At 45.3% G+C, this 20,851-nt stretch carries 29 protein-coding genes; 25 read left to right on the top strand and 4 right to left on the bottom strand.

Annotation, left to right across the window (positions count from 1 at the left end; all coding sequences use genetic code 11):
* Positions 1 to 70 precede the first annotated feature (70 nt).
* The 9 genes from rpmG (at position 71) to GVY43_RS05180 (ending at position 8,318) form a co-directional block, all read left to right on the top strand.
* A complete protein-coding gene (rpmG, locus tag GVY43_RS05220; RefSeq protein ID WP_255313299.1) occupies positions 71 to 235 on the top strand; it encodes a 50S ribosomal protein L33 in 165 nt (54 codons plus the stop codon).
* Positions 236 to 289: 54 nt separating this feature from the next.
* Complete coding sequence (locus GVY43_RS05215) at positions 290 to 844, top strand: 5-formyltetrahydrofolate cyclo-ligase (RefSeq protein ID WP_159562476.1); 555 nt, start codon at positions 290 to 292, stop codon at positions 842 to 844.
* Positions 823 to 1,593: a DUF92 domain-containing protein gene (locus GVY43_RS05210; protein ID WP_159562475.1), complete on the top strand. Its 771-nt coding sequence runs from the start codon at positions 823 to 825 to the stop codon at positions 1,591 to 1,593. Before GVY43_RS05215 ends, GVY43_RS05210 begins: the two co-directional genes overlap by 22 nt.
* Before the next feature lie 169 nt (positions 1,594 to 1,762).
* On the top strand, positions 1,763 to 2,719 hold the full coding sequence (locus tag GVY43_RS05205; protein ID WP_012726605.1) for an L-lactate dehydrogenase: 957 nt from the start codon (positions 1,763 to 1,765) through the stop codon (positions 2,717 to 2,719).
* Positions 2,720 to 2,842: 123 nt separating this feature from the next.
* On the top strand, positions 2,843 to 3,895 hold the full coding sequence (locus GVY43_RS05200; protein ID WP_159562474.1) for a rhomboid family intramembrane serine protease: 1,053 nt from the start codon (positions 2,843 to 2,845) through the stop codon (positions 3,893 to 3,895).
* A gap of 12 nt (positions 3,896 to 3,907) precedes the next feature.
* Positions 3,908 to 4,930, top strand: coding sequence for a M42 family metallopeptidase (locus GVY43_RS05195; RefSeq protein WP_074036670.1), 1,023 nt, complete (start codon positions 3,908 to 3,910; stop codon positions 4,928 to 4,930).
* A complete protein-coding gene (locus GVY43_RS05190) occupies positions 4,927 to 5,121 on the top strand; it encodes a YqgQ family protein (RefSeq protein ID WP_012726602.1) in 195 nt (64 codons plus the stop codon). The genes GVY43_RS05195 and GVY43_RS05190 overlap by 4 nt, the downstream gene beginning before the upstream one ends.
* A gap of 93 nt (positions 5,122 to 5,214) precedes the next feature.
* On the top strand, positions 5,215 to 6,177 hold the full coding sequence (locus GVY43_RS05185; protein ID WP_159562473.1) for an ROK family glucokinase: 963 nt from the start codon (positions 5,215 to 5,217) through the stop codon (positions 6,175 to 6,177).
* A gap of 224 nt (positions 6,178 to 6,401) precedes the next feature.
* Positions 6,402 to 8,318, top strand: coding sequence for an LTA synthase family protein (locus tag GVY43_RS05180; RefSeq protein WP_159562472.1), 1,917 nt, complete (start codon positions 6,402 to 6,404; stop codon positions 8,316 to 8,318).
* Positions 8,319 to 8,436: 118 nt separating this feature from the next.
* Here GVY43_RS05180 and GVY43_RS05175 read toward each other — a convergent pair whose 3' ends face one another.
* A complete protein-coding gene (locus GVY43_RS05175; RefSeq protein WP_012726599.1) occupies positions 8,437 to 8,616 on the bottom strand; it encodes a DUF2759 domain-containing protein in 180 nt (59 codons plus the stop codon).
* A gap of 157 nt (positions 8,617 to 8,773) precedes the next feature.
* On the opposite strand from GVY43_RS05175, the gene GVY43_RS05170 reads away from it, so the two are divergent.
* Entirely contained in the window at positions 8,774 to 9,391 is a 618-nt protein-coding gene (locus GVY43_RS05170) for an MBL fold metallo-hydrolase (RefSeq protein ID WP_159562471.1), read from the top strand.
* Positions 9,392 to 9,423: 32 nt separating this feature from the next.
* Here GVY43_RS05170 and GVY43_RS05165 read toward each other — a convergent pair whose 3' ends face one another.
* On the bottom strand, positions 9,424 to 9,687 hold the full coding sequence (locus GVY43_RS05165) for a DUF2626 domain-containing protein (protein ID WP_012726597.1): 264 nt from the start codon (positions 9,685 to 9,687) through the stop codon (positions 9,424 to 9,426).
* A 249-nt stretch (positions 9,688 to 9,936) separates the two neighbouring features.
* Here GVY43_RS05165 and GVY43_RS05160 point away from each other — a divergent pair, with 249 nt between their 5' ends.
* The 13 genes from GVY43_RS05160 (at position 9,937) to gcvPB (ending at position 18,688) form a co-directional block, all read left to right on the top strand.
* The gene (locus GVY43_RS05160; RefSeq protein WP_012726596.1) at positions 9,937 to 10,323 is read left to right on the top strand and encodes a Spx/MgsR family RNA polymerase-binding regulatory protein; all 387 of its coding nucleotides are present in this window, start codon (positions 9,937 to 9,939) and stop codon (positions 10,321 to 10,323) included.
* Between the two features lie 58 nt (positions 10,324 to 10,381).
* Positions 10,382 to 11,188, top strand: a complete 807-nt coding sequence (locus tag GVY43_RS05155) for an ATPase, T2SS/T4P/T4SS family (protein WP_074036680.1) — start codon at positions 10,382 to 10,384, stop codon at positions 11,186 to 11,188.
* Positions 11,170 to 12,147: a type II secretion system F family protein gene (locus GVY43_RS05150; RefSeq protein ID WP_159562470.1), complete on the top strand. Its 978-nt coding sequence runs from the start codon at positions 11,170 to 11,172 to the stop codon at positions 12,145 to 12,147. Before GVY43_RS05155 ends, GVY43_RS05150 begins: the two co-directional genes overlap by 19 nt.
* A 15-nt stretch (positions 12,148 to 12,162) precedes the next feature.
* Positions 12,163 to 12,465, top strand: a complete 303-nt coding sequence (locus tag GVY43_RS05145; protein ID WP_074036684.1) for a prepilin-type N-terminal cleavage/methylation domain-containing protein — start codon at positions 12,163 to 12,165, stop codon at positions 12,463 to 12,465.
* A gap of 20 nt (positions 12,466 to 12,485) precedes the next feature.
* A complete protein-coding gene (locus tag GVY43_RS05140) occupies positions 12,486 to 12,893 on the top strand; it encodes a prepilin-type cleavage/methylation domain-containing protein (protein ID WP_236548985.1) in 408 nt (135 codons plus the stop codon).
* A complete protein-coding gene (locus GVY43_RS05135) occupies positions 12,880 to 13,116 on the top strand; it encodes a hypothetical protein (RefSeq protein WP_074036688.1) in 237 nt (78 codons plus the stop codon). The genes GVY43_RS05140 and GVY43_RS05135 overlap by 14 nt, the downstream gene beginning before the upstream one ends.
* 13 nt (positions 13,117 to 13,129) lie before the next feature.
* Positions 13,130 to 13,546: a hypothetical protein gene (locus GVY43_RS05130; RefSeq protein WP_074036689.1), complete on the top strand. Its 417-nt coding sequence runs from the start codon at positions 13,130 to 13,132 to the stop codon at positions 13,544 to 13,546.
* A complete protein-coding gene (locus GVY43_RS05125; protein WP_159562468.1) occupies positions 13,510 to 13,809 on the top strand; it encodes a hypothetical protein in 300 nt (99 codons plus the stop codon). Before GVY43_RS05130 ends, GVY43_RS05125 begins: the two co-directional genes overlap by 37 nt.
* On the top strand, positions 13,802 to 14,290 hold the full coding sequence (locus GVY43_RS05120; RefSeq protein ID WP_031423319.1) for a shikimate kinase: 489 nt from the start codon (positions 13,802 to 13,804) through the stop codon (positions 14,288 to 14,290). The genes GVY43_RS05125 and GVY43_RS05120 overlap by 8 nt, the downstream gene beginning before the upstream one ends.
* Positions 14,287 to 14,625 carry a hypothetical protein gene (locus GVY43_RS05115; protein ID WP_074036691.1) on the top strand — a complete coding sequence of 113 codons (339 nt, stop codon included), beginning with the start codon at positions 14,287 to 14,289 and terminating at the stop codon, positions 14,623 to 14,625. The genes GVY43_RS05120 and GVY43_RS05115 overlap by 4 nt, the downstream gene beginning before the upstream one ends.
* Positions 14,626 to 14,773: 148 nt before the next feature.
* Entirely contained in the window at positions 14,774 to 15,850 is a 1,077-nt protein-coding gene (gcvT, locus tag GVY43_RS05110; RefSeq protein ID WP_074037908.1) for a glycine cleavage system aminomethyltransferase GcvT, read from the top strand.
* Between the two features lie 25 nt (positions 15,851 to 15,875).
* Positions 15,876 to 17,213, top strand: a complete 1,338-nt coding sequence (gene gcvPA, locus GVY43_RS05105; RefSeq protein ID WP_159563647.1) for an aminomethyl-transferring glycine dehydrogenase subunit GcvPA — start codon at positions 15,876 to 15,878, stop codon at positions 17,211 to 17,213.
* Positions 17,213 to 18,688, top strand: a complete 1,476-nt coding sequence (gene gcvPB / locus GVY43_RS05100) for an aminomethyl-transferring glycine dehydrogenase subunit GcvPB (protein WP_196430853.1) — start codon at positions 17,213 to 17,215, stop codon at positions 18,686 to 18,688. Before gcvPA ends, gcvPB begins: the two co-directional genes overlap by 1 nt.
* Positions 18,689 to 18,729: 41 nt before the next feature.
* On the opposite strand, the gene GVY43_RS05095 is transcribed toward gcvPB, so the two are convergent.
* Positions 18,730 to 19,110, bottom strand: a complete 381-nt coding sequence (locus GVY43_RS05095; RefSeq protein ID WP_012726584.1) for a rhodanese-like domain-containing protein — start codon at positions 19,108 to 19,110, stop codon at positions 18,730 to 18,732.
* A 163-nt stretch (positions 19,111 to 19,273) separates the two neighbouring features.
* Between GVY43_RS05095 and mntR the strand changes: the two genes are divergently transcribed.
* A complete protein-coding gene (gene mntR, locus GVY43_RS05090) occupies positions 19,274 to 19,702 on the top strand; it encodes a transcriptional regulator MntR (RefSeq protein ID WP_159562467.1) in 429 nt (142 codons plus the stop codon).
* A 174-nt stretch (positions 19,703 to 19,876) separates the two neighbouring features.
* Positions 19,877 to 20,404: a hypoxanthine phosphoribosyltransferase gene (gene hpt, locus GVY43_RS05085; RefSeq protein ID WP_159562466.1), complete on the top strand. Its 528-nt coding sequence runs from the start codon at positions 19,877 to 19,879 to the stop codon at positions 20,402 to 20,404.
* 23 nt (positions 20,405 to 20,427) lie between these two features.
* Here hpt and GVY43_RS05080 read toward each other — a convergent pair whose 3' ends face one another.
* On the bottom strand, positions 20,428 to 20,838 hold the full coding sequence (locus tag GVY43_RS05080) for an SA1362 family protein (RefSeq protein ID WP_159562465.1): 411 nt from the start codon (positions 20,836 to 20,838) through the stop codon (positions 20,428 to 20,430).
* Positions 20,839 to 20,851 lie beyond the last annotated feature (13 nt).

The raw sequence follows: 20,851 nt of genomic DNA, 5'->3' as shown, positions 1-20,851 counted from the left end.
AAGAAACTTGGTAGGATAATTGAGTATGCTTAGACTGTAAAGCAAAAGCACTTGATACAACATCATTAAGATGGGAGTGAAAGAAATGCGCGTTAAAATTACATTAGCTTGCACAGAAACAGGCGATCGCACGTACATCACGAAGAAAAACAAACGTAACAACCCTGAGCGCCTCGAGTTGCGCAAATACAACCCACGTCTCCGTCGTCACACGCTTTACCGCGAAGTGAAGTAATGAGGGACCGGCCGTCACATATGTGGCGGCTTTTTTTGTAAGGAGGAATACGTTGTGGAAGAGAAAACAGCGCTCCGGCGCACGATTCATCAATACATCAAACAAATGGCGGATCGACATCATGCGGACGAAGTCATTCACCAATCATTATTTGCCTCGGACTTATGGATTGAAAGTCAAACAATCGCGCTAACGTTGTCACTCCCTCTAGAAATTGATACGTCCCCGATTATTCATATGGCCTTTAAAGAAGGAAAAACGGTCTGCGTCCCGAAAGTAACGGAGCGGGGACTTACGTTTCACATCATTCATTCATTTGATGATTTGGAAGAGGGAGTCATGAATATTTTAGAGCCGACCACTCCAGCGACTACGCAAGTGATCGACCTTTGTCTTGTTCCGGGGCGTGTTTTCGATCGAACCGGTTATCGCATCGGTTGGGGTGGGGGCTATTATGATCGCTATTTAAAAACCTATAAAGGTAGAACACTTGCTTTGGCATATACCGTTCAGATTGTCGATCAAGTACCAACTGAGCCGCACGACCTACCCGTTCAATGGATCGTGACAGAGAAGGAGATGATTCAGTGTTCGCCATATTCGCTGTAACTTGTTTCGTCGCCTATCTCGGTTATCGGTTACGCTCGTTGACTCGTTCTGGGGCACTGTTGACGATAGTGACCGGTACGGCGATTGGATTCTCCTTCGGATGGTTCGGTCTATACTTGCTTGGGGTGTTTTTTTCGACTTCTTCTCTCGCTTCGAAATATCGCTCTCGCGATAAAGAAGGGGTAGATGAGATTGTCGAGAAGACGGGGGCTCGTGATGCCATGCAAGTGTTGGCTAACGGTGGGGTCGGGATTTTATGTGCACTCGGTTATCAGTTTACAAATGATCCGGTCTACCTCTATATGTATGTCGTGTCCATCGCGGCAGCGACGAGCGATACGTGGGGATCTGAATTTGGTGTCCTCTCGAAGCGGAAACCTCGGTTCATGTTTACCTTTAAGCGAGTCGAACCGGGAACGAGTGGGGCCGTCTCGACATTCGGTACCGTCATGTCGATGTTTGGTGCATTGTTGATTGTCATATCCTCTCTTGTTTTCATTGACTTAAGCATCACGCTTCTTCTTTTATTATGGGTGATTGGATTAACTGGTAGTATGATTGATACGCTACTTGGTGCGACCGTCCAACGAACGTTTCGTTGTGCTGTTTGTGGAAAGTTGACCGAGCAAAAAATACATCATGACGTGCCGACGAGTTACGTGTCGGGATGGCGTTTTCTCGGAAATGATGCGGTTAATTTTCTTTCGGTTTGTGGGGCAACGATGATTTGTTTTTTTGTGTTTGGATGAGGGTAGTACAGAAAATGAAGGTGTTCCAAATGAATGTGAATATTGTCACAATATCGCCAAAGTGAAAACGGTTTCCGCTGTAGTTAGAGTTTGTGAATGATGTTACAATCTATTTGTAACAGAGATAACAAAAACATGAAACAGATTGTTTGAAGGGTGGAGAATCATTATGGAAACATTAAATCATGCTAAAGTAACACGAGTCGCACTTGTAGGGGCAGGGGCAGTAGGTGCGAGTTTTGCTTACCAGTTGACGACAGCTAGTCTATGTGAAGAACTTGTCATCATCGATATTAATAAAGCCAAGGCAGAAGGAGAAGCGATGGACTTGAACCATGGGGTTTCATTCGCTTCATCACCAATGCGCGTCTGGGCAGGGGACTATTCGGATTGTGGCGTCGCTGACATCGTAGTCATCACGGCTGGCGCACCACAGCGTCCAGGTGAAACACGTCTTGATCTCGTTGAAAAAAATGCGAAGATTATGAAATCTATGATTTCAGACATCATGGACTCTGGTTTTGACGGAATTATCATTATTGCTTCAAACCCGGTCGACATCATGACACATCTCGCATGGAAATATTCTGGTCTTCCGAAACATCGTGTCTTTGGTTCAGGAACAGTGCTTGATACGTCTCGCTTGCGTTACATGCTCGGAGACTATTTCAACGTCGACCCGCGTAACTGTCACGCCTACATTATGGGTGAGCATGGTGATACTGAGTTTGCTGCCTGGAGCAACGCTCGTATATATGGAAAATCGGTCGAGCAACTACTTGAAGAGCATGATGAGTATAGTTGGGAAGACCTTGAAGACATTTATGTCAACGTTCGTGACGCAGCATATCATATCATTGAACGTAAAGGTGCGACGTACTATGCGATTGGACTCGGTCTCCTTCGGTTGGTCAAGGCTGTCCTTCGTAACGAGAATACGTTGTTGACAGTCGGTGCCCATCTTGATGGTGAGTATGGATTGCACGATATCCATATCGGTGTACCAGCGATTATCAACCGTCAAGGCGTTCGTGAAGTCGTTGAGATTGAGTTGTCACAAGAAGAGCATGAGAAAATGCAACATTCTGCGAACGTACTCATGAAAACGATGGAACCTGTCTTGTAATCTCCATCCTTTTGAAACCCGTAGCCATATGGTTACGGGTTTTTGTACATATAGAACGAATCATCGTTTGGTCGTCTGTCGTCTCGTGATTTACAATAGAATTGAGAGAGAGGAGGGGTTTCGTTGGCGACAACTTGTTTTTGGGAAGATATATATCGAAAGGTCGAAAACGGTGGGCGAATTGAAGGCATACTCGAACCCTCCCGTGCGGTCATCTTGTTCGATACGAAAGCAGGTGATCGGTATGATTTGTTCATTCAGACTGAAAAAGCATGGGCGAATCATGTTGGGACGGATATAGACGCGATTTTGAACGCATTTCGCTTATCTCGTATCGGGCGGAAGCGATTGACCATTCATGTCTATGGCGAGCGTCTTGTGGATGAAGAGCGTGTGGACTCGTTGACGTTCCAAATCCCTGCGAAAGTGACATTGTCTCGTTCGATTTGGACACCGACTATGGAAGAGGACCGGTTCCGAATGCTAGCGGTCTCCCTCGACCGAAAAAAGAAAGCGGAGCTGAAGAAACGATTTTCCTTTGGGAAACCACAAGTGGTGTATGGGCTACTGTTCATCACTTTTTTAGTCATGTGGTTAGCAGAATCGGTCGGTTCGACTCTTGATCCAAACACGTTAATCGCATTCGGGGCCAAAGTGAACCCGTTGATTGAACAAGGGGAATGGTGGCGTTTGATTACACCGATGTTCCTGCATATTGGTTGGTTCCACTTTGCGATTAATATGTTTGCACTCTGGTCGCTCGGTCCGCTCGTTGAACGGATGTATGGCTCCATACGATTTTTAATCATCTATCTGCTAAGTGGAATATTAGCGACATCCGCATCGTTTGCATTCAGCGAATCGATATCAGCAGGCGCTTCAGGAGCGCTATTTGGTTTGGTCGGTGCGCTCTTATATTTTGGGTTACGTGATCGTTCTCTCTTCATGAAGACGCTCGGACCTCCGCTCTTTATTATGTTAGGATTAAATGTAGGACTTGCCTTTGTATTAGGTGCAGGTCTTGATCATTTCGCACATGCGGGTGGTCTGATTGGTGGTTTTGTCGTTTCTGGAGTCGTCGGGCTGCCGGATGAGAAGAACCGCGTACAACGAATCTTATATTCCGTACTCACCATCTCGCTGTTTGGACTATTCGTCGGGTACGGATTTTGGTAAGGGGAGAATTCAATGATTGAAACATTAAAAACACTCGTTAACATCCCGAGTCCTTCCGGTATGACGGAAGAGGCCATCCGTTTCGCTGAGCAAGAATTGAATGCACTGGGTGTCAAGACGTCACGTCTACATAAAGGGGCACTACTGGCCACGTTTTCAGGTCGCTCTGGCAAGGCACGTCTGTTGACGGCACACGTGGACACTCTTGGTGCGATGGTCAAAGACATCTTACCGAGCGGGCGTCTCCGTTTGACTCAAGTAGGAGGATATGCATGGACGGCGATTGAAGGAGAGAACTGCCTCGTCCACCGAGAAGAAGGAGAGGCGATTGAAGGCACAATCTTGATTCATCAGTCGAGTGTTCACGTCTATAAAGACACGAACTCAGCGGAGCGATCTGCATCAAACATCGAAGTCCGATTGGATGCAAAAGTACATTCTCGTGAAGACGTGACAGAACTAGGGATTGAAATCGGAGACTTCGTTTCATTCGATCCTCGCTTTCGAGTGACATCTTCAGGATACGTGAAATCACGTCACTTGGATGATAAGGCTTCTGTCGCCATTCTATTGGACCTTGCGAAAGACTTGGTCCGTTATGACTTACCGCATACCGTTCATTTCTTGATTTCGAATTATGAAGAGGTCGGATTTGGAGGAAACGCGGGTATCCCGGAAGACGTCGTAGAATACATTGCCGTTGATATGGGCGCGCTTGGGGATGGACAGCATTCGGATGAGTATACAGTCTCGATTTGTGCCAAGGATTCGTCCGGACCGTATGATATCGGATTACGACGGAAGTTCACGTCGTTGTGTAAAACTCATGAGATCGCATATAAGGTAGATATTTACCCGTATTATGGTTCAGATGCTTCGGCAGCGATTCGAGCAGGGTATGATGTGCGACATGCTTTGGTTGGGCCAGGAATCGAATCGAGCCATAGTTATGAGCGAACGCATGTGTCATCAATGGAAGCAACACGAGAATTGTTAAATCGTTATGTACAATCGACGATGGAGGAAGAAGCATGAAAAACTTTTATGATGTCCAACAGTTTTTAAAATCGTTCGGTACCATTATTTATATCGGAGAACGGGATGCTGAAATCTCACTCATGATGATGGAACTCGACGAATTGTATGAAGGGGGCATCATCGAACAACGTGTGTATGATACGGCCAAAATCATTTTGACCCACGAATTAAAAAATTCAACAGATTGACAGAAATCCCCTTAGTGCAAAGGGTTGCACTAAGGGGATAATAGTGTACACTATTCAATGAAAGCGATTTAGTTGAGATGAGGAGTGAACGGTATGAAATGGTTATTAGGTATCGACATCGGTGGTACGACGGTGAAGATGGCTGTTTTAGACATGAACGGCATCATTTCGGATAAGTGGGAAGTCAAAACGGATATTCGAGAGAATGGTGTACATATTCCAAAAGACATCGCAGCTTCTTTTGAAACATACTTACAAACATCAGGTAAGAAGAAAGAAGACTTTGCGGGTGCGGGAATCGGGGCACCAGGCTTCGTCAACTTCTCAGAAGGAGTTGTCGAATATTCTCCGAACATCGGGTGGAAAGATTTTGCTCTCGTGAGTGAGTTCGAAAAAGCAGTCGGTCTTCCGGCCGTGCTCGAAAATGATGCGAACGCCGCGGCCCTTGGTGAGATGTGGAAGGGCGCGGGCGAAGGGGCTTCAGAATTATTGGCGATCACGCTCGGTACAGGTGTCGGTGGTGGCGTGATCACGAACGGGAATATCGTTCATGGGACGGCAGGAATGGCTGGAGAAATCGGGCATATTACCGTGGAACGAGACGAGTCGAAAGCTGTGAAGTGTGGTTGTGGGCGCCTCGGGTGTATCGAGACGATTGCTTCGGCGACCGGCATCTCACGTCTGGCATTACAGAAGCGTAAGAATCAAGATACTTCATTAAACGAGTTGAAAGAAGTGACAGCACGTGACGTGTTTGAAGCATATAAAGCCGGTGACTCAATCGCCACAGAAGTCATTGAAGAGATGACTGAATACCTCGGCTTGACCATCTCGAACATCGCGAACACGCTCAACCCGAAAATGATTGTCATCGGTGGAGGTGTCTCAAAAGCTGGCGACGCGTTATTGGATCCGCTTGATGCACAGTTCAAACGGTTTGCGCTCGAGCGCGTTTACGAGTCGACAACATTCAAAATCGCTGAACTTGAAAACGATGCCGGTGTGATTGGATGTGCGTGGCTGGCACGGAAACACTTCCTTCCGACACGGGTATGAAACGGACGCGTCTGCACATTGCAGGCGTGTTTTTTTGTGGGAAAGGGTATGGGATATTGTAAAATTTGTAACGTCACAGTTGATTTTTTATTAAAAAAGGGGTAAGATTTGGACTTGATACTGGACGTGTACTATTCAATCCGAATTGTACAATGAATGAACAAATATAAAAAAGAATGGCAACTAAAACATGCCGAAAACTGAAAAGAGGAGGAGACCGTCAGATGAATTCATCTCAACGCTTTTCGAAGCTATCGACGAGACTGAACGACACGGTCCGCGCTTCGTTTCAAGAATATCGTCTATTTTGGATTTTTACGTTATTGCTTTGGACGAAGACGTATATCGTCTATCAATTTTTCTTCAACATTCCGATTGAAAACACCGCACAAGCTTTTATCTTACTGATTAGCCCGATCAGTTCGACACTATTCTTGTTTGCCTTCCATTTCTTCTTTAAAGGAAACAAACAAAAATGGGTGCTCTACACGCTCTACGCGATTGCATCGTTTATCTTGTTTGCGGACGCCGTGTATTATCGGGAATTCACGGACTATTTGACAATGCCTGTCATCATGCAACCATCGAACATGGAGACGTTATCGACATCATTCACTTCGCTTCTTGAATGGAAAGATTTAATCATCCTTGGTGATGTGTTTATCCTTCCGTTTATCTTATGGCGAATGAACTTGAAAGAGAATACGGCTTCACATCGACGTGCGCTCGTCACGTTCGTTGTAGCGGTCTCTGTCTTCTTGTTCAACCTTTCGTTGGCCGAAACGGAACGACCTGAATTATTGACTCGTTCATTTGACCGTGAACTGTTAGTGAAAAACATCGGAACATTTAACTTCCATGTGTATGATGCGATGCTTCAGACAAAAACATCGGCTCAAAAAGCGATGGCGGATGAATCAGAGCTCGCAACGATTGAGCAGTTCACCCGTCAAAACTATGCGGCACCGAATCCGGATTTATTCGGAAAATATAAAGGGAAAAATGTCATCGTGGTTTCATTCGAATCGGCGCAGAATTTCACTCACAATATGAAGGCGCCGAATGGAGAGTACATCACGCCGAACTTGAACAAGCTGATTGAAGAGTCTCACTACTGGCCGAACTACTACCATACGGTCGGTCAAGGGAAGACTTCTGATGCTGAGTTCGCACTCGATAACTCACTATATGGACTCCCGCGTGGTGCTGTATACTTTACGAACGCCGATAACGAATATCAAGCGCTCCCTGAGTTGGTCAAGGACGAAAATTATTACTCAGCCGTGTTCCATGCGAATAACAAATCGTTCTGGAACCGCGATCAAATGTACAAAAATATTGGGGTCGATCAATTCTTTGATGAAAAGAGTTATGACCTCGGGAATCCTGAAGATATGACAGAATGGGGTCTCTTAGATGATAGCTTCTTCGAGCAATCCATTCCAATGCTTCAAGAATTGCCTGAACCATACTACGCGAAGTTCATCACATTGACGAACCACTTCCCGTACACGATGCCAAGTGAAGACTATGAGCTTGTACCAAAATTTGAGACGAGCTCAACTACGTTGAACAACTTCCCGCAAGCACTAGCTTATCAGGATTACGCACTCGGTCTCTTCATCGACCAGTTGAAAGAGAATGGAATGTGGGAAGATACAATCTTTGTCGTCTACGGTGACCATTATGGTATTTCGACGAACCACAACAGTGCGATGGCAGAGCTACTTGGGAAAGATGAGTTGACACCATTCGACGTGGCGAAATTGCAACAAGTTCCGTTTGCCATTCACTTGCCTGACCAGAAAGAAGGGGAAGTTCATGAAACGATCGGTAGTCATGTAGACATGAAGCCGACCATCCTGCACTTACTCGGAATCGACACGTCAGATACGATTGGATTCGGAAACGACTTATTCTCTGAAAATCGAAACAGCCGCGCGATTTTCCGCGACGGAACGGTCGTGACGGATGAATATGTTTGGACACAGTCGACATGTTATAACGCGACTTCTGGTGAAGTAGTCGAAGATACGTCGTTATGTGGTCCGATGACGGAAGAAGCGGAAAAAATCTTGCAAATGAACGATGATTTGATTTACTCCGACTTACTCCGTTTCAAAGAACAAACTGAAGAATAATGAGTACGGACCAAGTCACATAGTGATTTGGTCCGTTTTAATGTAACAGAGGGAATGAACGTAAAAAAAGGCATAAAAAAAGCGACCGAAGTCGCTTGATGATTGCATATGCGAATCATTAACCTGGAATTCCACCGTAGATCAACGTGGCGACACCAAAGAATCCGAATACGAGTACAGTTAAACCTGCAAAAACGAGCGGAAAGAATTGGCGTTTTTGGAATGAACGAAGCATTCCCCAAATAGCCACAATTGCGACGATGACGGAAATCCATCCGAACGGTTCATACAAATGCATGACGAGTTCCCCCTTTAATTATACGTCATGAAATTCATAAAAATTTCACTGAAATATCATTATTATTTTATCCGATTATAGAGTCGCTGTCGAGCAAAGGTTGACATCGAAACAATTTTGCCACAATATTGTTTTGAATAAGAAGGGGATGAATCCTATGCAAATCAAAAAGATTACGTCTGGCTTGGCACAAGAGAACGGCTATGTGATTGAAAAAGACGGCACTGTCGTCGTCATTGACCCCGGAACGGATGACCCGAGGTTCTTCGATGCAATCGAACGTTTCGGTACACTTTCAGCAATCTTGTTGACTCATGCACATTTCGATCATATCGGAGGAATCGATGCGCTGCGTGAACGTTACCAGGTGCCAGTCTATGTACACCGCTTAGAAGCGGATTGGCTGACAGATGGAGAAAAGAATGGCGCTTCTGCGTTCAACTTGCCGATACCATCGATGAAACCGGCAGAAAAAATCTACGAAGGTGATGTATTAGAAATTGGGAACATCGTATTTCGAATCTATCATACGCCGGGTCATTCCCCAGGGAGTGTCGTATTGTATATGGATGATGAAAGAATCGCCTTTTGTGGTGACTTGATCTTTAAGCAATCCGTCGGACGGACAGACCTGTTCGGTGGAGACCAGTCGACATTAATGGGGTCCATCGATCGGATGAAGCAGCTCCTTTCCGATGAGACGACGTTATACTCGGGGCACGGTCCTATGACGACGCTAGAAGAAGAAAAGCGGACAAATCCGTTCTTCACATAAAAAAAGATTGTCTCCGGCGAGACAATCTTTTTTTACATTTGGAAGTTGCTCCAATACGTAAAGACAACGAAGAAAATTGTCAAATACGCGCCGAAGACATATACATACGTTTTTTCAGTTAGTTTTAAGTAACCAAGAGCGACGAAGAAAATCGTTTGTGCTAAGAAGACAAGTCCCATAACGATAAAGTCGCCAGTATGTTCACTACTACTTTGGTCGCCGCCTAGTGCGCCTACGAAAGCAAGTGCCGCTACTAGTCCAGTCCAAAAGCCTAGGACACGAAACATTCTTGCCATGTTAATCCCCCCATACGTGCATTATTCCATTCTCATTCACTATTTTACCAACACATTCGAAAAAATGCTATGGAAACGTGATAATTGAGCAAAATAATCGTGAAAAATATGTGAAATCATTTCGGTAAATAAAGTTGTACAAAATTTATAAAAAAGTTGCACAAAACATGTACAAACGGGGTATAGAGATGTATAATCAACTTATACAAAATGAGCGAAGTGAAAGTTGAATGAGGGAGGAACATAAAAATGGCATCAGAACTAATGTTTTACACGTATCCAAGCTGTACTTCTTGTCGGAAGACGAAAGCGTTTTTACAAGAACAAGAACTTCAAGTGAGTGAGCGTCACATTTTCAGAGATGCACCAACAGTTGACGAATTGTTGCAGCTCCTTGCTATTAGTGAGGAAGGAGTCGACTCTCTCCTTGCGACGCGAAGCCAGGCCTTCAAGCAACTCGATGTTGACGTGGAGGATTTGAAATTAAGTGAGCTTCTTAAGTTGATGAGCGAAAATCCAAAGCTTTTGAAGCGTCCGATCTTAACTGATGGAAAAGAAGTGATTGTCGGATATGACAAGGTTTCAATCGAAACATATGCTCGTCGCCACAACACTGCAGCGGTTCAAGTTTCATAAAACAAGTCCACTTTCAACATAGTGGGCTTTTTTTTATGCTTGTCTCGAGGTGAACGAGATGAAGGAACTCATTGAAGATTTACTAGATGGAGCACGTCAAATCGGTGCGAGTGATCTTCATTTTATACCCGATGCAAACCAAGTAAAGGTTCAAGTTCGCTCTGCTAGTAAGCTTGCTGCACTTCAATCGATGGATGTCGAGCTGTATGATCGACTTACACTTCATATGCGATATTGGTGTTCACTACCTGAATCTAATCAACGTATTCCACAATCAGGTGTCTATGAATTGAATCAGGATGTCATCCGGGTGACCTTTCTCCCGTCGTTCGCCCAGACGTCAATGTCTTGGCGCATTCCCCATGACACGTTTGAACTCCAGCATCTGTTACGATCACACGATGTAGAACGATTTCAGAAAGTGGTGGCATCACATCATGGTCTTTTCTTTATAGGGGGTTCTACCGGAGCGGGCAAGACGACGGTACTGTATGCCCTTTTAAATCAGCTGAAGCATGAGCGGATTGTGACGATTGAAAACCCTCCTGAACAAATGGTCGATGGTGTCATTCAGTTGGAAGTGAATGCTAAAGCTGGGCTTAGCCATCGACACTTGTTGAAAGAGACGCTTCGTGCCGACCCGGATATTATCGTGATTGGTGAGGTGCGGACAGATGAAGAATTGATGGTCGCATACGATGCCGCGCTCAGTGGTCATTTGACGATTACAACCTTTCATACCGCATCGATTCAAGATGGAGAAAAGCGGCTGACACAACTTCTTGGTATGGCGACCGTGGAAAGACATTGGTGTGTACTGACTCGAAATCAGGAGGTGACTTGCGAATGGTCAACGTTCCGATAATCCCATCGATTCGAATGATTCATCGTTTTCTTCGTCTACAATCACGAGGTGTGTCATTGAAGGTGACCATGGAGACGCTTGAACTTCATGAGAAGGGAAAAATGAAAGACTGTATTCGAGAGATGAGGGTACGTCTAGAAGCGGGCGTGAGTTTGTCTGAAGTATTTTCCATCTTGATCACGAATCGGCAAATGCAAGAGATTTTACATACGGCGGATCGCAACGGACGATTCATGGATGGATTGTCGCAAGTTGCAATGGTACTCGAGATGCGACAACGATTAAAGCAGGAGTTGCGGAGGCTAATTCGCTATCCGTTGATTATCTTTTTCATCCTACTTGCATTAGGCATGATTTATGCCTTATACATTTTCCCAAAATTAATGGGGATGGTTGATGTCTCGTCGCATGACGGCATAGAGTCGATTCTATTGTCGAATTGGTTCTTTCCTATGTTGTTTTCTATATTCGTGGTAATCGCGGTTCTCATATATGGATTTCATCGTCGAGGAGGAGAGCTCCCTTTTTACGTATGGAGACGTGGGAAAACACTCTATATGACCTATGTATTTGTCAGTGAATTATCCTTGCTCCAACATACTGAAACAAATATTAGGCAGATTATGAGTCGGCTAGCTGAGGAAGAGGGGGAAATGGCAGAGATGGCCAAGCGAATTCACCATCGCATGTCTGAAGGTGAAGGAATTGAAGCGGCGACAAGGTGTGAACCGTTTATCGATCATGAGGTTGTGAGTCTATTAGGTGTGGGTTCGATGAGTGGGGAACTTGGTAAATTGATGTCTCTTCATCGAGATCTAGTATTCGAAGAGATGGAGCAATATAGTCGGGGTTTGATTGAGAAAATTGAACCGTCTTTATACGGCATCCTCAGTGTCATGGTTGGTGTTCTTTTTTACACACTCTATTTACCGGTCAAACTCATTATGGCTCAATTGTGAAAGGAGAAAGATGAAATGAAGGAAGAGCGTGGGTTCACATTAGTTGAGATGGCGGCAGTATTACTCATTATATCAGTTCTTCTCTTGTTACTTGTCCCTTCTTTGTCGGACGGGAAATCTCGTGCTGATCAAGTGAGTTGCGAAGGTAGTGTTCGAATCGTTGAATCTGAAATCAATTTGCATTATGCGGAACATAAAGCCTATCCTGAAACGTTAGAAGTGATTAAGCGTGCGTCGGCTGCAGACCCACTCGTTTATAGTTGTCAATCCTCCGCCTATACGTATTCACCGACTGACGGCTCCTTAAAAAAACAATGAAAGGCTACACCTTGGTCGAAATGACTTGGGTACTTGTCGTGCTGTCGTTCTTACTATTGATCAGTGCACCGAGTACGAGACCGTTCGAACGAATGGAGCTCTACAATTTTACGGACTCATTGGTAGCAAATATTCAAGAAGCTGGGCAATTTCCCTATATTTCAGAAGAGGGAGATTGTGTACCACGATTGATTTGGATTTCGAAACAACAAACTTATCTGATTGTGTGTGGGCGAGAGGTAGTCAGGGAGGTTGATGTTCCTGATGGTGTGGATGTATATCTTCCGACGTACAACACTTTGACCTTTTCACAAGCGACAGCTTCTTATGCGGGACAGTGGAAATTCGTCAGTGGAAAGACATCGGTGACGCTCAAATTTCGAATCGGGACTTATGAACCGGAGGTGATTATTCGTGAAAGTGGATGAATCGGGTTTCTCATTATGGGAGCTAAGTGTCAGTCTTGCGGTGGTCATGGGGTGGATTTTCATTCTGACATCATTTGTCATGCAGGGGAACGAACGAATCCAACGGTTGAGTGATACGCTGTTCATCTATGAACGATTACAAGGAGAGGTTCTGCTTGAAGCCACTGAACCGACAGGGCGTGAGCAAGTGTGTGAGAAAGGATTTTGTCTGCCGACATTATGAAAAAGGCTTTACGATGATTGAAATGACGTTCGTTTTGCTGATCCTTCCCATGTTTCTTTTTCTTTTAGTGGAACTGCTCACGCTCGGTCAACATCTTTATGAACAGCCTAAATGGAATCATCATACGACACCTCAACTGATTGTGCGCCGTCTGATGGATAGCGAGAACTGTCGTGTTGACGAAGGGCGGTTACGGGGTGATTTCGTCAAATCGGATGAGGAGCGATGGTCATGGACGATCAAACAAGTAAATGGCAATTTGGTTATGGTCGGAGATGGAGGAGGAAACTTACTCTTTTTAAGAGGAATCGACCAGTATCATGTCGAAACGGTCGGAAAGGGATTTCGAATCTCATGGAAAGATTCATCGTTCAGAAGAGAGCGGCATGTCATGTGCATGAAGCAGGCTTCTTTCTCGTCATCACCTTGACCATTGTTGTTTGGTTACTCGGCGCCGCGTTATTTTGGTATACTGATGTGGAACGAACGACGAGGCGACTGTCAGAGGAAATCTTAGCGATTCGTTTTGAATCGCATTTGTTACTGGCGAAGGAGCGTTGCGCTGAACGACCGTTAACGTTGCATAAACCGACGGGAACTCTGACGTGTCGTCCGATTGCACCTAATCGTTCTGAAGTGGACATTGTGTTAACATCCGGCGAACGGCATAAAGAGGTGATGGTTTATGAATGATAACCCGTTTTATATCGTGGGGTTTATGGGTACAGGTAAATCTACCTTATTCTCGTTTCTAAAAGAATATGGGGAGGTCATCGATCTTGATTTAGTCATTGAGTCCATGACTGGAATGGATATCGCTACATATTTTGACCGTTTTGGTGAGTCTGCGTTTCGTGATGTTGAATCAACAGTACTGCAACAAGTCACTGCTGACTATATCCTGACAGGTGGCGGAGTGGTGGAGCGCTCTGAAAATATACGTTGGATGCGAGAACGTGGTACGATGATCCATTTAAATCTTCCGTTCGACATGTGTTGGGAACGAATCAAAGATTCTGCACGACCACTTGTTAAAAAAGGACGGGAGGATGTTCAGACGTTGTTTCAACGACGCGATCGATTATATCGAACAGCGAGTGTATCCATCGATGCATCTCAACCGCCTGAAGACATCGCCAAGCAAATCATCCGTATAAAGGGGGAAAAAGTATGATCTGGATTAATTTCGCCATCATCGTATTTTCATTAATCGGACTTGGGATATACGGTTATCTCTTGTTCAAAAACAAGATGAAACCAGAATTTGGTCGTTTGAATCGTCTGACGGAACGTTTTAAAATTCGGGCAGACGTGATTGGTCAACAGGTCAATGAAATCAAGGGACACGTAGATGCGGTCAATCGATCTGTTACTCAAATAAAAGAGTTTGGGATCAATGCGAAGAATGAATCGATTGAATTAAAGCAAGCTGCCGTTGAGCTAACCCATGAAATCAAACGGACAGCTGGAATTGAACGTTCTGACGTTTCCACCGAGTCGAAAATATGAAATAATGAGGATGAAAACGTTTTCGTTTTTCATCCTTTTTCTTTTTCACCTTTTTACCTATGCAGAAGGAATAAAAATTGTTAAAGTGGAATGGAAAACGAAAGATTTCAAAAACAAAAGCATTTTATGTTCGGGATTGGGGGATATTATGGAAAAGGTTACTTTGAAACGTACGCCTTTGTTCGAATTAATCGAACCGAAGGCGAAGATGGTTGATTTTGCGGGATTTGAAATGCCGATTATGTTCTCTTCGATTAAAGAAGAGCATTTGGCTGTACGTCAAAACGTGGGGATGTTTGATGTATCTCACATGGGAGAAATTCGAATCGAAGGGCCGGACGCGCTTGAGCAAGTTCAAAACTTGGTGACGAATGATATCTCGAAGATTAAAGTTGGTCAAGCCCAGTATAATCTTCTCTGTCTAAAAGACGGCGGTGTGGTGGACGATTTGCTTGTCTATCGATTGGATGAAGACGCTTATTGGCTCGTCGTCAATGCTTCAAATATTGAAAAGGATGAAGCGCACATTCGTCGACACGTTAAGGGAGACGTGGTTGTGACAAATGAATCTGATGAGTATGGTCAGATTGCGATTCAAGGACCGAATGCACAATCTGTTCTTCAAAGCATCACAAATGTTGCACTCGACGAAATCGGGTTCTTCAAATTCATGAACGGTGACGTGGCGGGTGTGCCATCGATCATTTCTAGAAGTGGGTATACTGGGGAAGATGGCTTCGAGATTTATGCTCGAGCAGAAGCAATTTCTGCCATCTGGGAAGCGCTTGAAGCCGAGGGTGTTACCCCATGTGGGCTGGGCGCACGCGATACATTACGTTTCGAAGCGTGCTTGCCGCTTTACGGTCATGAGTTGGATGAGTCGATCACACCATTCGAAGCGAATCTCAACTTTGCCGTCAAGCTAGATACTGACTTTGTTGGTAAGGAAGCACTCGTCACTCAAAAAGAGAACATTCCGAATCGATTGATTGGATTGAGATTGTTAGGTCGTGGGATTGCCCGTCAAGGGGCGCAAGTCGAATTGGATGGGAATGTAATCGGCGTTGTCACGACCGGTACGATGCCTCCGACTGTAAATGAATCAATCGCATGGGCACGAGTCGATGCACGTTACAAAGATGAAGAGCGTTTTGTCATCGACATCCGTGGCAAAAAGATTGAAGCCGAACGCGTACCGACACCTTTCTATAAACGAACGAAATGATACAGGGGGATTCAGAATGAACAGAATGGAATTTCGTTATTTACCGATGACCGAACAAGATGAACGAGACATGTTAGAGACAATCGGCGTCGATTCAATCGAAGCGCTTCTTTCAGATATTCCAGAAACACTTCGCGAACAAGCATCATTAGCGGCAATCGGGGCTCCGCTTCCGGAAGTCGATCTCGTTCGTCATATGACGAAGTTAGCTGATAAAAACAAACATACGAAATCATACCCGAGCTTCCTTGGAGCAGGGATGTATGACCATCTTTCGCCGAGTGTGATGAACCACATGCTTTTGCGTTCTGAATTCTATACGGCGTATACGCCATATCAACCTGAGATTTCACAAGGTGAACTTCAGGCGATGTTCGAATTCCAAACAATGATTTGTGAATTGACAGGAATGGACGTCGCGAACTCTTCGATGTACGACGGGATCACGGCTCTCGCTGAGGCGACTTACCTAGCGAGCGCGCAGACGAAGAAAAAACGTGTCGTCGTCTCCAGTGCAGTGCATCCTGAAGCAAAGGATGTAATCCGTACGTATGCTGACGGACCAGGTCTATCCGTTGATTACACAGATGTGGAGAACGGGGTGACGGATGTATCTGACCTCGATTTGACGGATGCATCGTGTCTTGTCGTACAATATCCAAACTTCTACGGTCGTATTGAAGACTTAGAAAAATTAGCAGAATTGGCTCATGAAGCCGGCGCGCTATTCGTCGTTTCGAGCAACCCGCTCGCCCTCGGGATTCTTGAGTCACCAGGAGCACTCGGTGCGGACATCACGGTCGGAGATGCACAGCCATTCGGTATTCCGCAAAGTTTTGGTGGACCGTCATGTGGATACTTCGCGGTCAAAAAATCTTTGATGCGTAAACTACCGGGCCGACTAGTCGGTCAAACGGTCGATGAGGACGGCAAACGCGGATTCGTGTTGACGCTTCAGGCGCGGGAACAGCACATTCGCCGTGATAAAGCGACATCCAATATCTGTTCAAACCAAGCACTTAATGCATTGGCTGCTTCAATCACGATGTCCGCTCTAGGGAAATACGGAATTCGTGATATGGCTGTTCGGAATATTCAAACCGCTCATTATATGAAAGAAGCGTTAAAAGCTGCAGGATTCAACATCGTGGACGAAGGACCAATGTTCAATGAGTTCGTCGTGGATTTTGGACGTGATGCAGAAGAAGTATCGCGCCATCTACTCGAGCGCGGCATGATCGGTGGTCTACCGCTTGGTACGTATGAAGGGGAGCGTCAGACACAAATGTTGGTTTGCGCGACGGAATTGCGCACGAAAGAAGAGATTGATCAGTTTGTCGAAGTGGTTGGGGGGATGAAATAATGCAACACGAGCAAACGCTAATTTTTGAAGTATCACGTGAAGGACGAACTGGATATAATTTGCCGACACCGACTGTCCCGGAGGTTGACCTTGAGACGTTGTTACCGGCTACGATGATTCGGAAAGAGGCGGCGGAACTTCCAGAAGTGTCTGAACTTGATGTCGTTCGCCATTACACGTCTCTGTCTACTCGAAACCATGGGGTCGATTCAGGCTTCTATCCGCTCGGTTCGTGTACGATGAAATATAATCCGAAAGTGAACGAAGATATGGCTCGTCTTCCTGGATTTGCACATATTCACCCGTTGCAACCGGTTGAGACGATTCAAGGTGCGCTCGAACTCATGGTGGACTTACAGGAGCAACTCGCTGAAATCACGGGGATGGACGAAGTCACACTCCAACCAGCGGCAGGTGCCCATGGGGAATGGACGGGGCTTATGTTGATTAAAGCGTTCCATGAGCGTAATGGGGATACGGCTCGTACGAAAGTACTCGTACCAGATTCGGCGCACGGGACAAACCCGGCGTCCGCAGTCGTTGCTGGATTCGAGACGGTGACCGTCAAGTCGGATGAGCGCGGTCTCGTCGATTTGGATGATTTGAAGTCAAAAGTTGGAGCGGATACGGCTGCTCTCATGCTGACAAACCCGAATACGCTTGGACTATTTGAAGCGGATATCCTTGAAATCTCAAAAGTCGTTCATGAAGCTGGCGGGAAGCTGTATTATGATGGCGCGAACTCAAACGCGATTCTTGGAATCGCACGTCCTGGGGACATGGGCTTTGACGTCGTCCACTTGAACTTGCATAAGACGTTCACAGGGCCTCACGGCGGTGGAGGTCCAGGCTCAGGTCCAGTCGGGGTGAAGCGTGACTTGATTCCATTCTTACCGACTCCAATTGTGACGAAAACAGATGATGGATATGGTCTCGATTACGACCGACCACATTCAATCGGGCGAATCAAACCATTCTATGGAAACTTCGGGATCAACGTTCGAGCGTACAGCTATATCAAGACAATGGGCGCAGAAGGATTGACGCGGGTATCCCGTGAAGCGGTCCTCAACGCCAACTATATGTTTGCGCGACTAAAAGATGCGTTCGACGTGCCATATGATACGTATTGCAAACACGAATTTGTCTTGTCAGGGAAGCGTCAAAAAGCCCTTGGTGTTCGTACACTCGATATCGCTAAACGCCTTCTTGACTTCGGTTACCACCCACCGACAATCTATTTCCCATTAAATGTCGAGGAATGTATCATGGTGGAACCGACAGAGACAGAATCAAAAGAAACACTCGATGCGTTCTGTGATGCGATGCTCCAAATTGCCAGAGAGGCGGAAGAGAATCCGGAAATCGTTCAGACTGCTCCTCATACGACGGTCGTTAAACGGATGGACGAGACACTCGCTGCCCGTAAACCGGTCTTGAAATATGAGCGTCGTGAGGCGTCATCTGTAAAATAAAGAAAGGGCGAGTCGATGATTGTATCGACCCGCCCGTTTTTTTATGCTTTTTTAATCTTGCCCTTCCAGTTCTTGAAGCCGCCTTCGAGCATGTAGATATTGTTGTATCCGTTCTTCATCAGGAGTTTAGCCGCCTGGTTTGAACGTGAACTACCTTGACAGTAAATTAAAATCGGTTGATCTTTACGCAGTTCTTTCATGCGTAGTTTCATTTGGCCGACCGGGATATTCCGGGCACCAACGATATGTCCACCTTTGTATTCGTTCGGTTCACGCACGTCAATCAACTGACCTTTACGGAGTGAGGCACGGAATTCTTCTTGTTTCATTTTTTTCAACCCGCGAGCTGGCATGAAACGCCATACGATGTAGGCGATCAAGGCAACCCATAGGAGGATGACGAGGATTGTTTCGAGTCCCATAGATGTTCTTCCCTTCTCTTTCAAAGTTACCATATCTCATTATAATGAAATTAAGGTCATGAGACAATGATTGACTCAATCAATCGGGGCTTTCCCTTTCGATTTCATTCTAATTAGGATAAAATAAGGAATGGAAACCGGAACATTAGGGGAGGTCGTGCCCATGCCGACGCCGAGTATGGAAGATTATTTAGAACGTATTTATTTATTGATGTCAGAGAAAGGCTATGCGCGTGTATCTGATATTGCGGAACATTTAGGGGTCCATCCCTCCTCTGTCACCAAAATGGTTCAAAAGTTGGACCGTGAAGAATATCTTGTGTATGAAAAGTATCGTGGTCTCATGCTTACAAAAAAGGGTCAAAAAGTAGGGAAGCGATTGGTCGAGCGTCATGCGATGCTCGAGTCTTTTTTACGTCTAATCGGAGTAGATGAAGCAGATGTGTACGAGGATGTCGAGGGTATCGAACACCATCTCAGTTCGAACACGCTCGACTGCATGACACAGTTTGTGGAATTTTTTGAAGATAAGCCTGAACTCATGAATCAATTTAGAGAATTTCGGGAACAAGAACGAGCTTCAGAAGAATAATATGTGAAAAGCATCAATCTAACTCGATTGATGCTTTTTATTTTGCTCAATATCGCTAAAATACGAACGAAACATTCATATTTATCTTAGAATGTATATTTTTTAGTCGTCATTATGTTAAGATGAATCGTGGATTGAATAGATAGGGGGTGACGGCGAACATTCGCCGGATAAATGGAGATTCAAATTAAAGGAAAACTGTTTGATGAACAGCAGATTCAAAAACGTGTGAAAGAATTGGCTGAAGAGATTGAGAACGATGCAGAGGGGATACCGATTGTGATCGTCGCCGTATTAAAAGGCTCGATGGTCTTTGCGGCAGACTTGATGCGATACATGAAAGGGAGCGTTCAGCTCGATACGGTCGCGACGTCTTCTTATGGGAAAAAGTCGGTCTCGAGTGGGAGTGTGCAGCTTCGAAAGGACTTGGATTTAGATGTGGAAGGAAAGTATGTTGTCATTATCGAGGACATCATCGACACGGGACAGACGTTGAAATTCTTATGTAAACATATGGAGCTCCATCAACCGAAACAGTTGAAAATTTGTACGCTTCTGGACAAGCCGGCGCGTCGACTCGTTCAGTTGGACGCAGACTATGTCGGATTCGAGATTCCTGATGAGTTCGTCATCGGGTATGGGATCGATTACGCGGAACAATATCGGAATCTGCCATATATCGGATATGTAGAAACAACATAAAAAGGAGCGCCGTGGCGCTCCTTTTACATGTTTGCTTTCTTTTTCTTCTTCCCTTTTTTTCCTTCAATCACTGTTAGGTGTGGAGGATTGCTACGATGTACGGTTGAACGTTTAGATAACTTGGTGACGTTCGAACCAGGTTTCTTCCCTTTCCGGTTTTTAGCGGAAGCGGAAGGTTTGACTTGAGGACCGCGACTTCCCTGCATTCGTTTTTTTGAGGCTTGCGCGGTTTTACGATAGCGTGCATCTTCTGCAGACATACGTGGTGCCATGAAGACGCGATAGATCACATAAAAGACTAACCCGAATATCCCGATGAACAACAATTGTCTAAACAGGCGACCTGGATCGGTGGCAAGCATATGCCCGACCCCGATGAAGCCAAGGATAAACACGATTGTTGCAGCGATCGAACCGACTCTTTGTCTGATCATGGTGCTTCCTCCT

Origin of the sequence: Exiguobacterium sp. 8H (assembly GCF_902506255.1) — a bacterium.
In the GTDB taxonomy this organism is placed as follows: Bacteria; Bacillota; Bacilli; order Exiguobacteriales; family Exiguobacteriaceae; genus Exiguobacterium; species Exiguobacterium profundum.
Note: the sequence above shows the minus strand (reverse complement) of the source record. Positions and strands in the feature narration are given on the sequence as shown.

What these genes read in the sequence shown, in the direction of transcription:
- rpmG (WP_255313299.1), top strand. Translation starts at nt 71, where the DNA reads ATGGGAGTGAAAGAAATGCGCGTTAAAATTACATTAGCTTGCACAGAA.
- GVY43_RS05205 (WP_012726605.1), top strand. Translation starts at nt 1,763, where the DNA reads ATGGAAACATTAAATCATGCTAAAGTAACACGAGTCGCACTTGTAGGG.
- GVY43_RS05195 (WP_074036670.1), top strand. Translation starts at nt 3,908, where the DNA reads ATGATTGAAACATTAAAAACACTCGTTAACATCCCGAGTCCTTCCGGT.
- GVY43_RS05190 (WP_012726602.1), top strand. Translation starts at nt 4,927, where the DNA reads ATGAAAAACTTTTATGATGTCCAACAGTTTTTAAAATCGTTCGGTACC.
- GVY43_RS05185 (WP_159562473.1), top strand. Translation starts at nt 5,215, where the DNA reads ATGAAATGGTTATTAGGTATCGACATCGGTGGTACGACGGTGAAGATG.
- GVY43_RS05180 (WP_159562472.1), top strand. Translation starts at nt 6,402, where the DNA reads ATGAATTCATCTCAACGCTTTTCGAAGCTATCGACGAGACTGAACGAC.
- GVY43_RS05175 (WP_012726599.1), bottom strand. Translation starts at nt 8,616, where the DNA reads ATGCATTTGTATGAACCGTTCGGATGGATTTCCGTCATCGTCGCAATT.
- GVY43_RS05170 (WP_159562471.1), top strand. Translation starts at nt 8,774, where the DNA reads ATGCAAATCAAAAAGATTACGTCTGGCTTGGCACAAGAGAACGGCTAT.
- GVY43_RS05165 (WP_012726597.1), bottom strand. Translation starts at nt 9,687, where the DNA reads ATGGCAAGAATGTTTCGTGTCCTAGGCTTTTGGACTGGACTAGTAGCG.
- GVY43_RS05160 (WP_012726596.1), top strand. Translation starts at nt 9,937, where the DNA reads ATGGCATCAGAACTAATGTTTTACACGTATCCAAGCTGTACTTCTTGT.
- GVY43_RS05155 (WP_074036680.1), top strand. Translation starts at nt 10,382, where the DNA reads ATGAAGGAACTCATTGAAGATTTACTAGATGGAGCACGTCAAATCGGT.
- GVY43_RS05150 (WP_159562470.1), top strand. Translation starts at nt 11,170, where the DNA reads ATGGTCAACGTTCCGATAATCCCATCGATTCGAATGATTCATCGTTTT.
- GVY43_RS05145 (WP_074036684.1), top strand. Translation starts at nt 12,163, where the DNA reads ATGAAGGAAGAGCGTGGGTTCACATTAGTTGAGATGGCGGCAGTATTA.
- GVY43_RS05140 (WP_236548985.1), top strand. Translation starts at nt 12,486, where the DNA reads ATGACTTGGGTACTTGTCGTGCTGTCGTTCTTACTATTGATCAGTGCA.
- GVY43_RS05130 (WP_074036689.1), top strand. Translation starts at nt 13,130, where the DNA reads ATGATTGAAATGACGTTCGTTTTGCTGATCCTTCCCATGTTTCTTTTT.
- GVY43_RS05120 (WP_031423319.1), top strand. Translation starts at nt 13,802, where the DNA reads ATGAATGATAACCCGTTTTATATCGTGGGGTTTATGGGTACAGGTAAA.
- GVY43_RS05115 (WP_074036691.1), top strand. Translation starts at nt 14,287, where the DNA reads ATGATCTGGATTAATTTCGCCATCATCGTATTTTCATTAATCGGACTT.
- gcvT (WP_074037908.1), top strand. Translation starts at nt 14,774, where the DNA reads ATGGAAAAGGTTACTTTGAAACGTACGCCTTTGTTCGAATTAATCGAA.
- gcvPA (WP_159563647.1), top strand. Translation starts at nt 15,876, where the DNA reads ATGGAATTTCGTTATTTACCGATGACCGAACAAGATGAACGAGACATG.
- gcvPB (WP_196430853.1), top strand. Translation starts at nt 17,213, where the DNA reads ATGCAACACGAGCAAACGCTAATTTTTGAAGTATCACGTGAAGGACGA.
- GVY43_RS05095 (WP_012726584.1), bottom strand. Translation starts at nt 19,110, where the DNA reads ATGGGACTCGAAACAATCCTCGTCATCCTCCTATGGGTTGCCTTGATC.
- mntR (WP_159562467.1), top strand. Translation starts at nt 19,274, where the DNA reads ATGCCGACGCCGAGTATGGAAGATTATTTAGAACGTATTTATTTATTG.
- hpt (WP_159562466.1), top strand. Translation starts at nt 19,877, where the DNA reads ATGGAGATTCAAATTAAAGGAAAACTGTTTGATGAACAGCAGATTCAA.
- GVY43_RS05080 (WP_159562465.1), bottom strand. Translation starts at nt 20,838, where the DNA reads ATGATCAGACAAAGAGTCGGTTCGATCGCTGCAACAATCGTGTTTATC.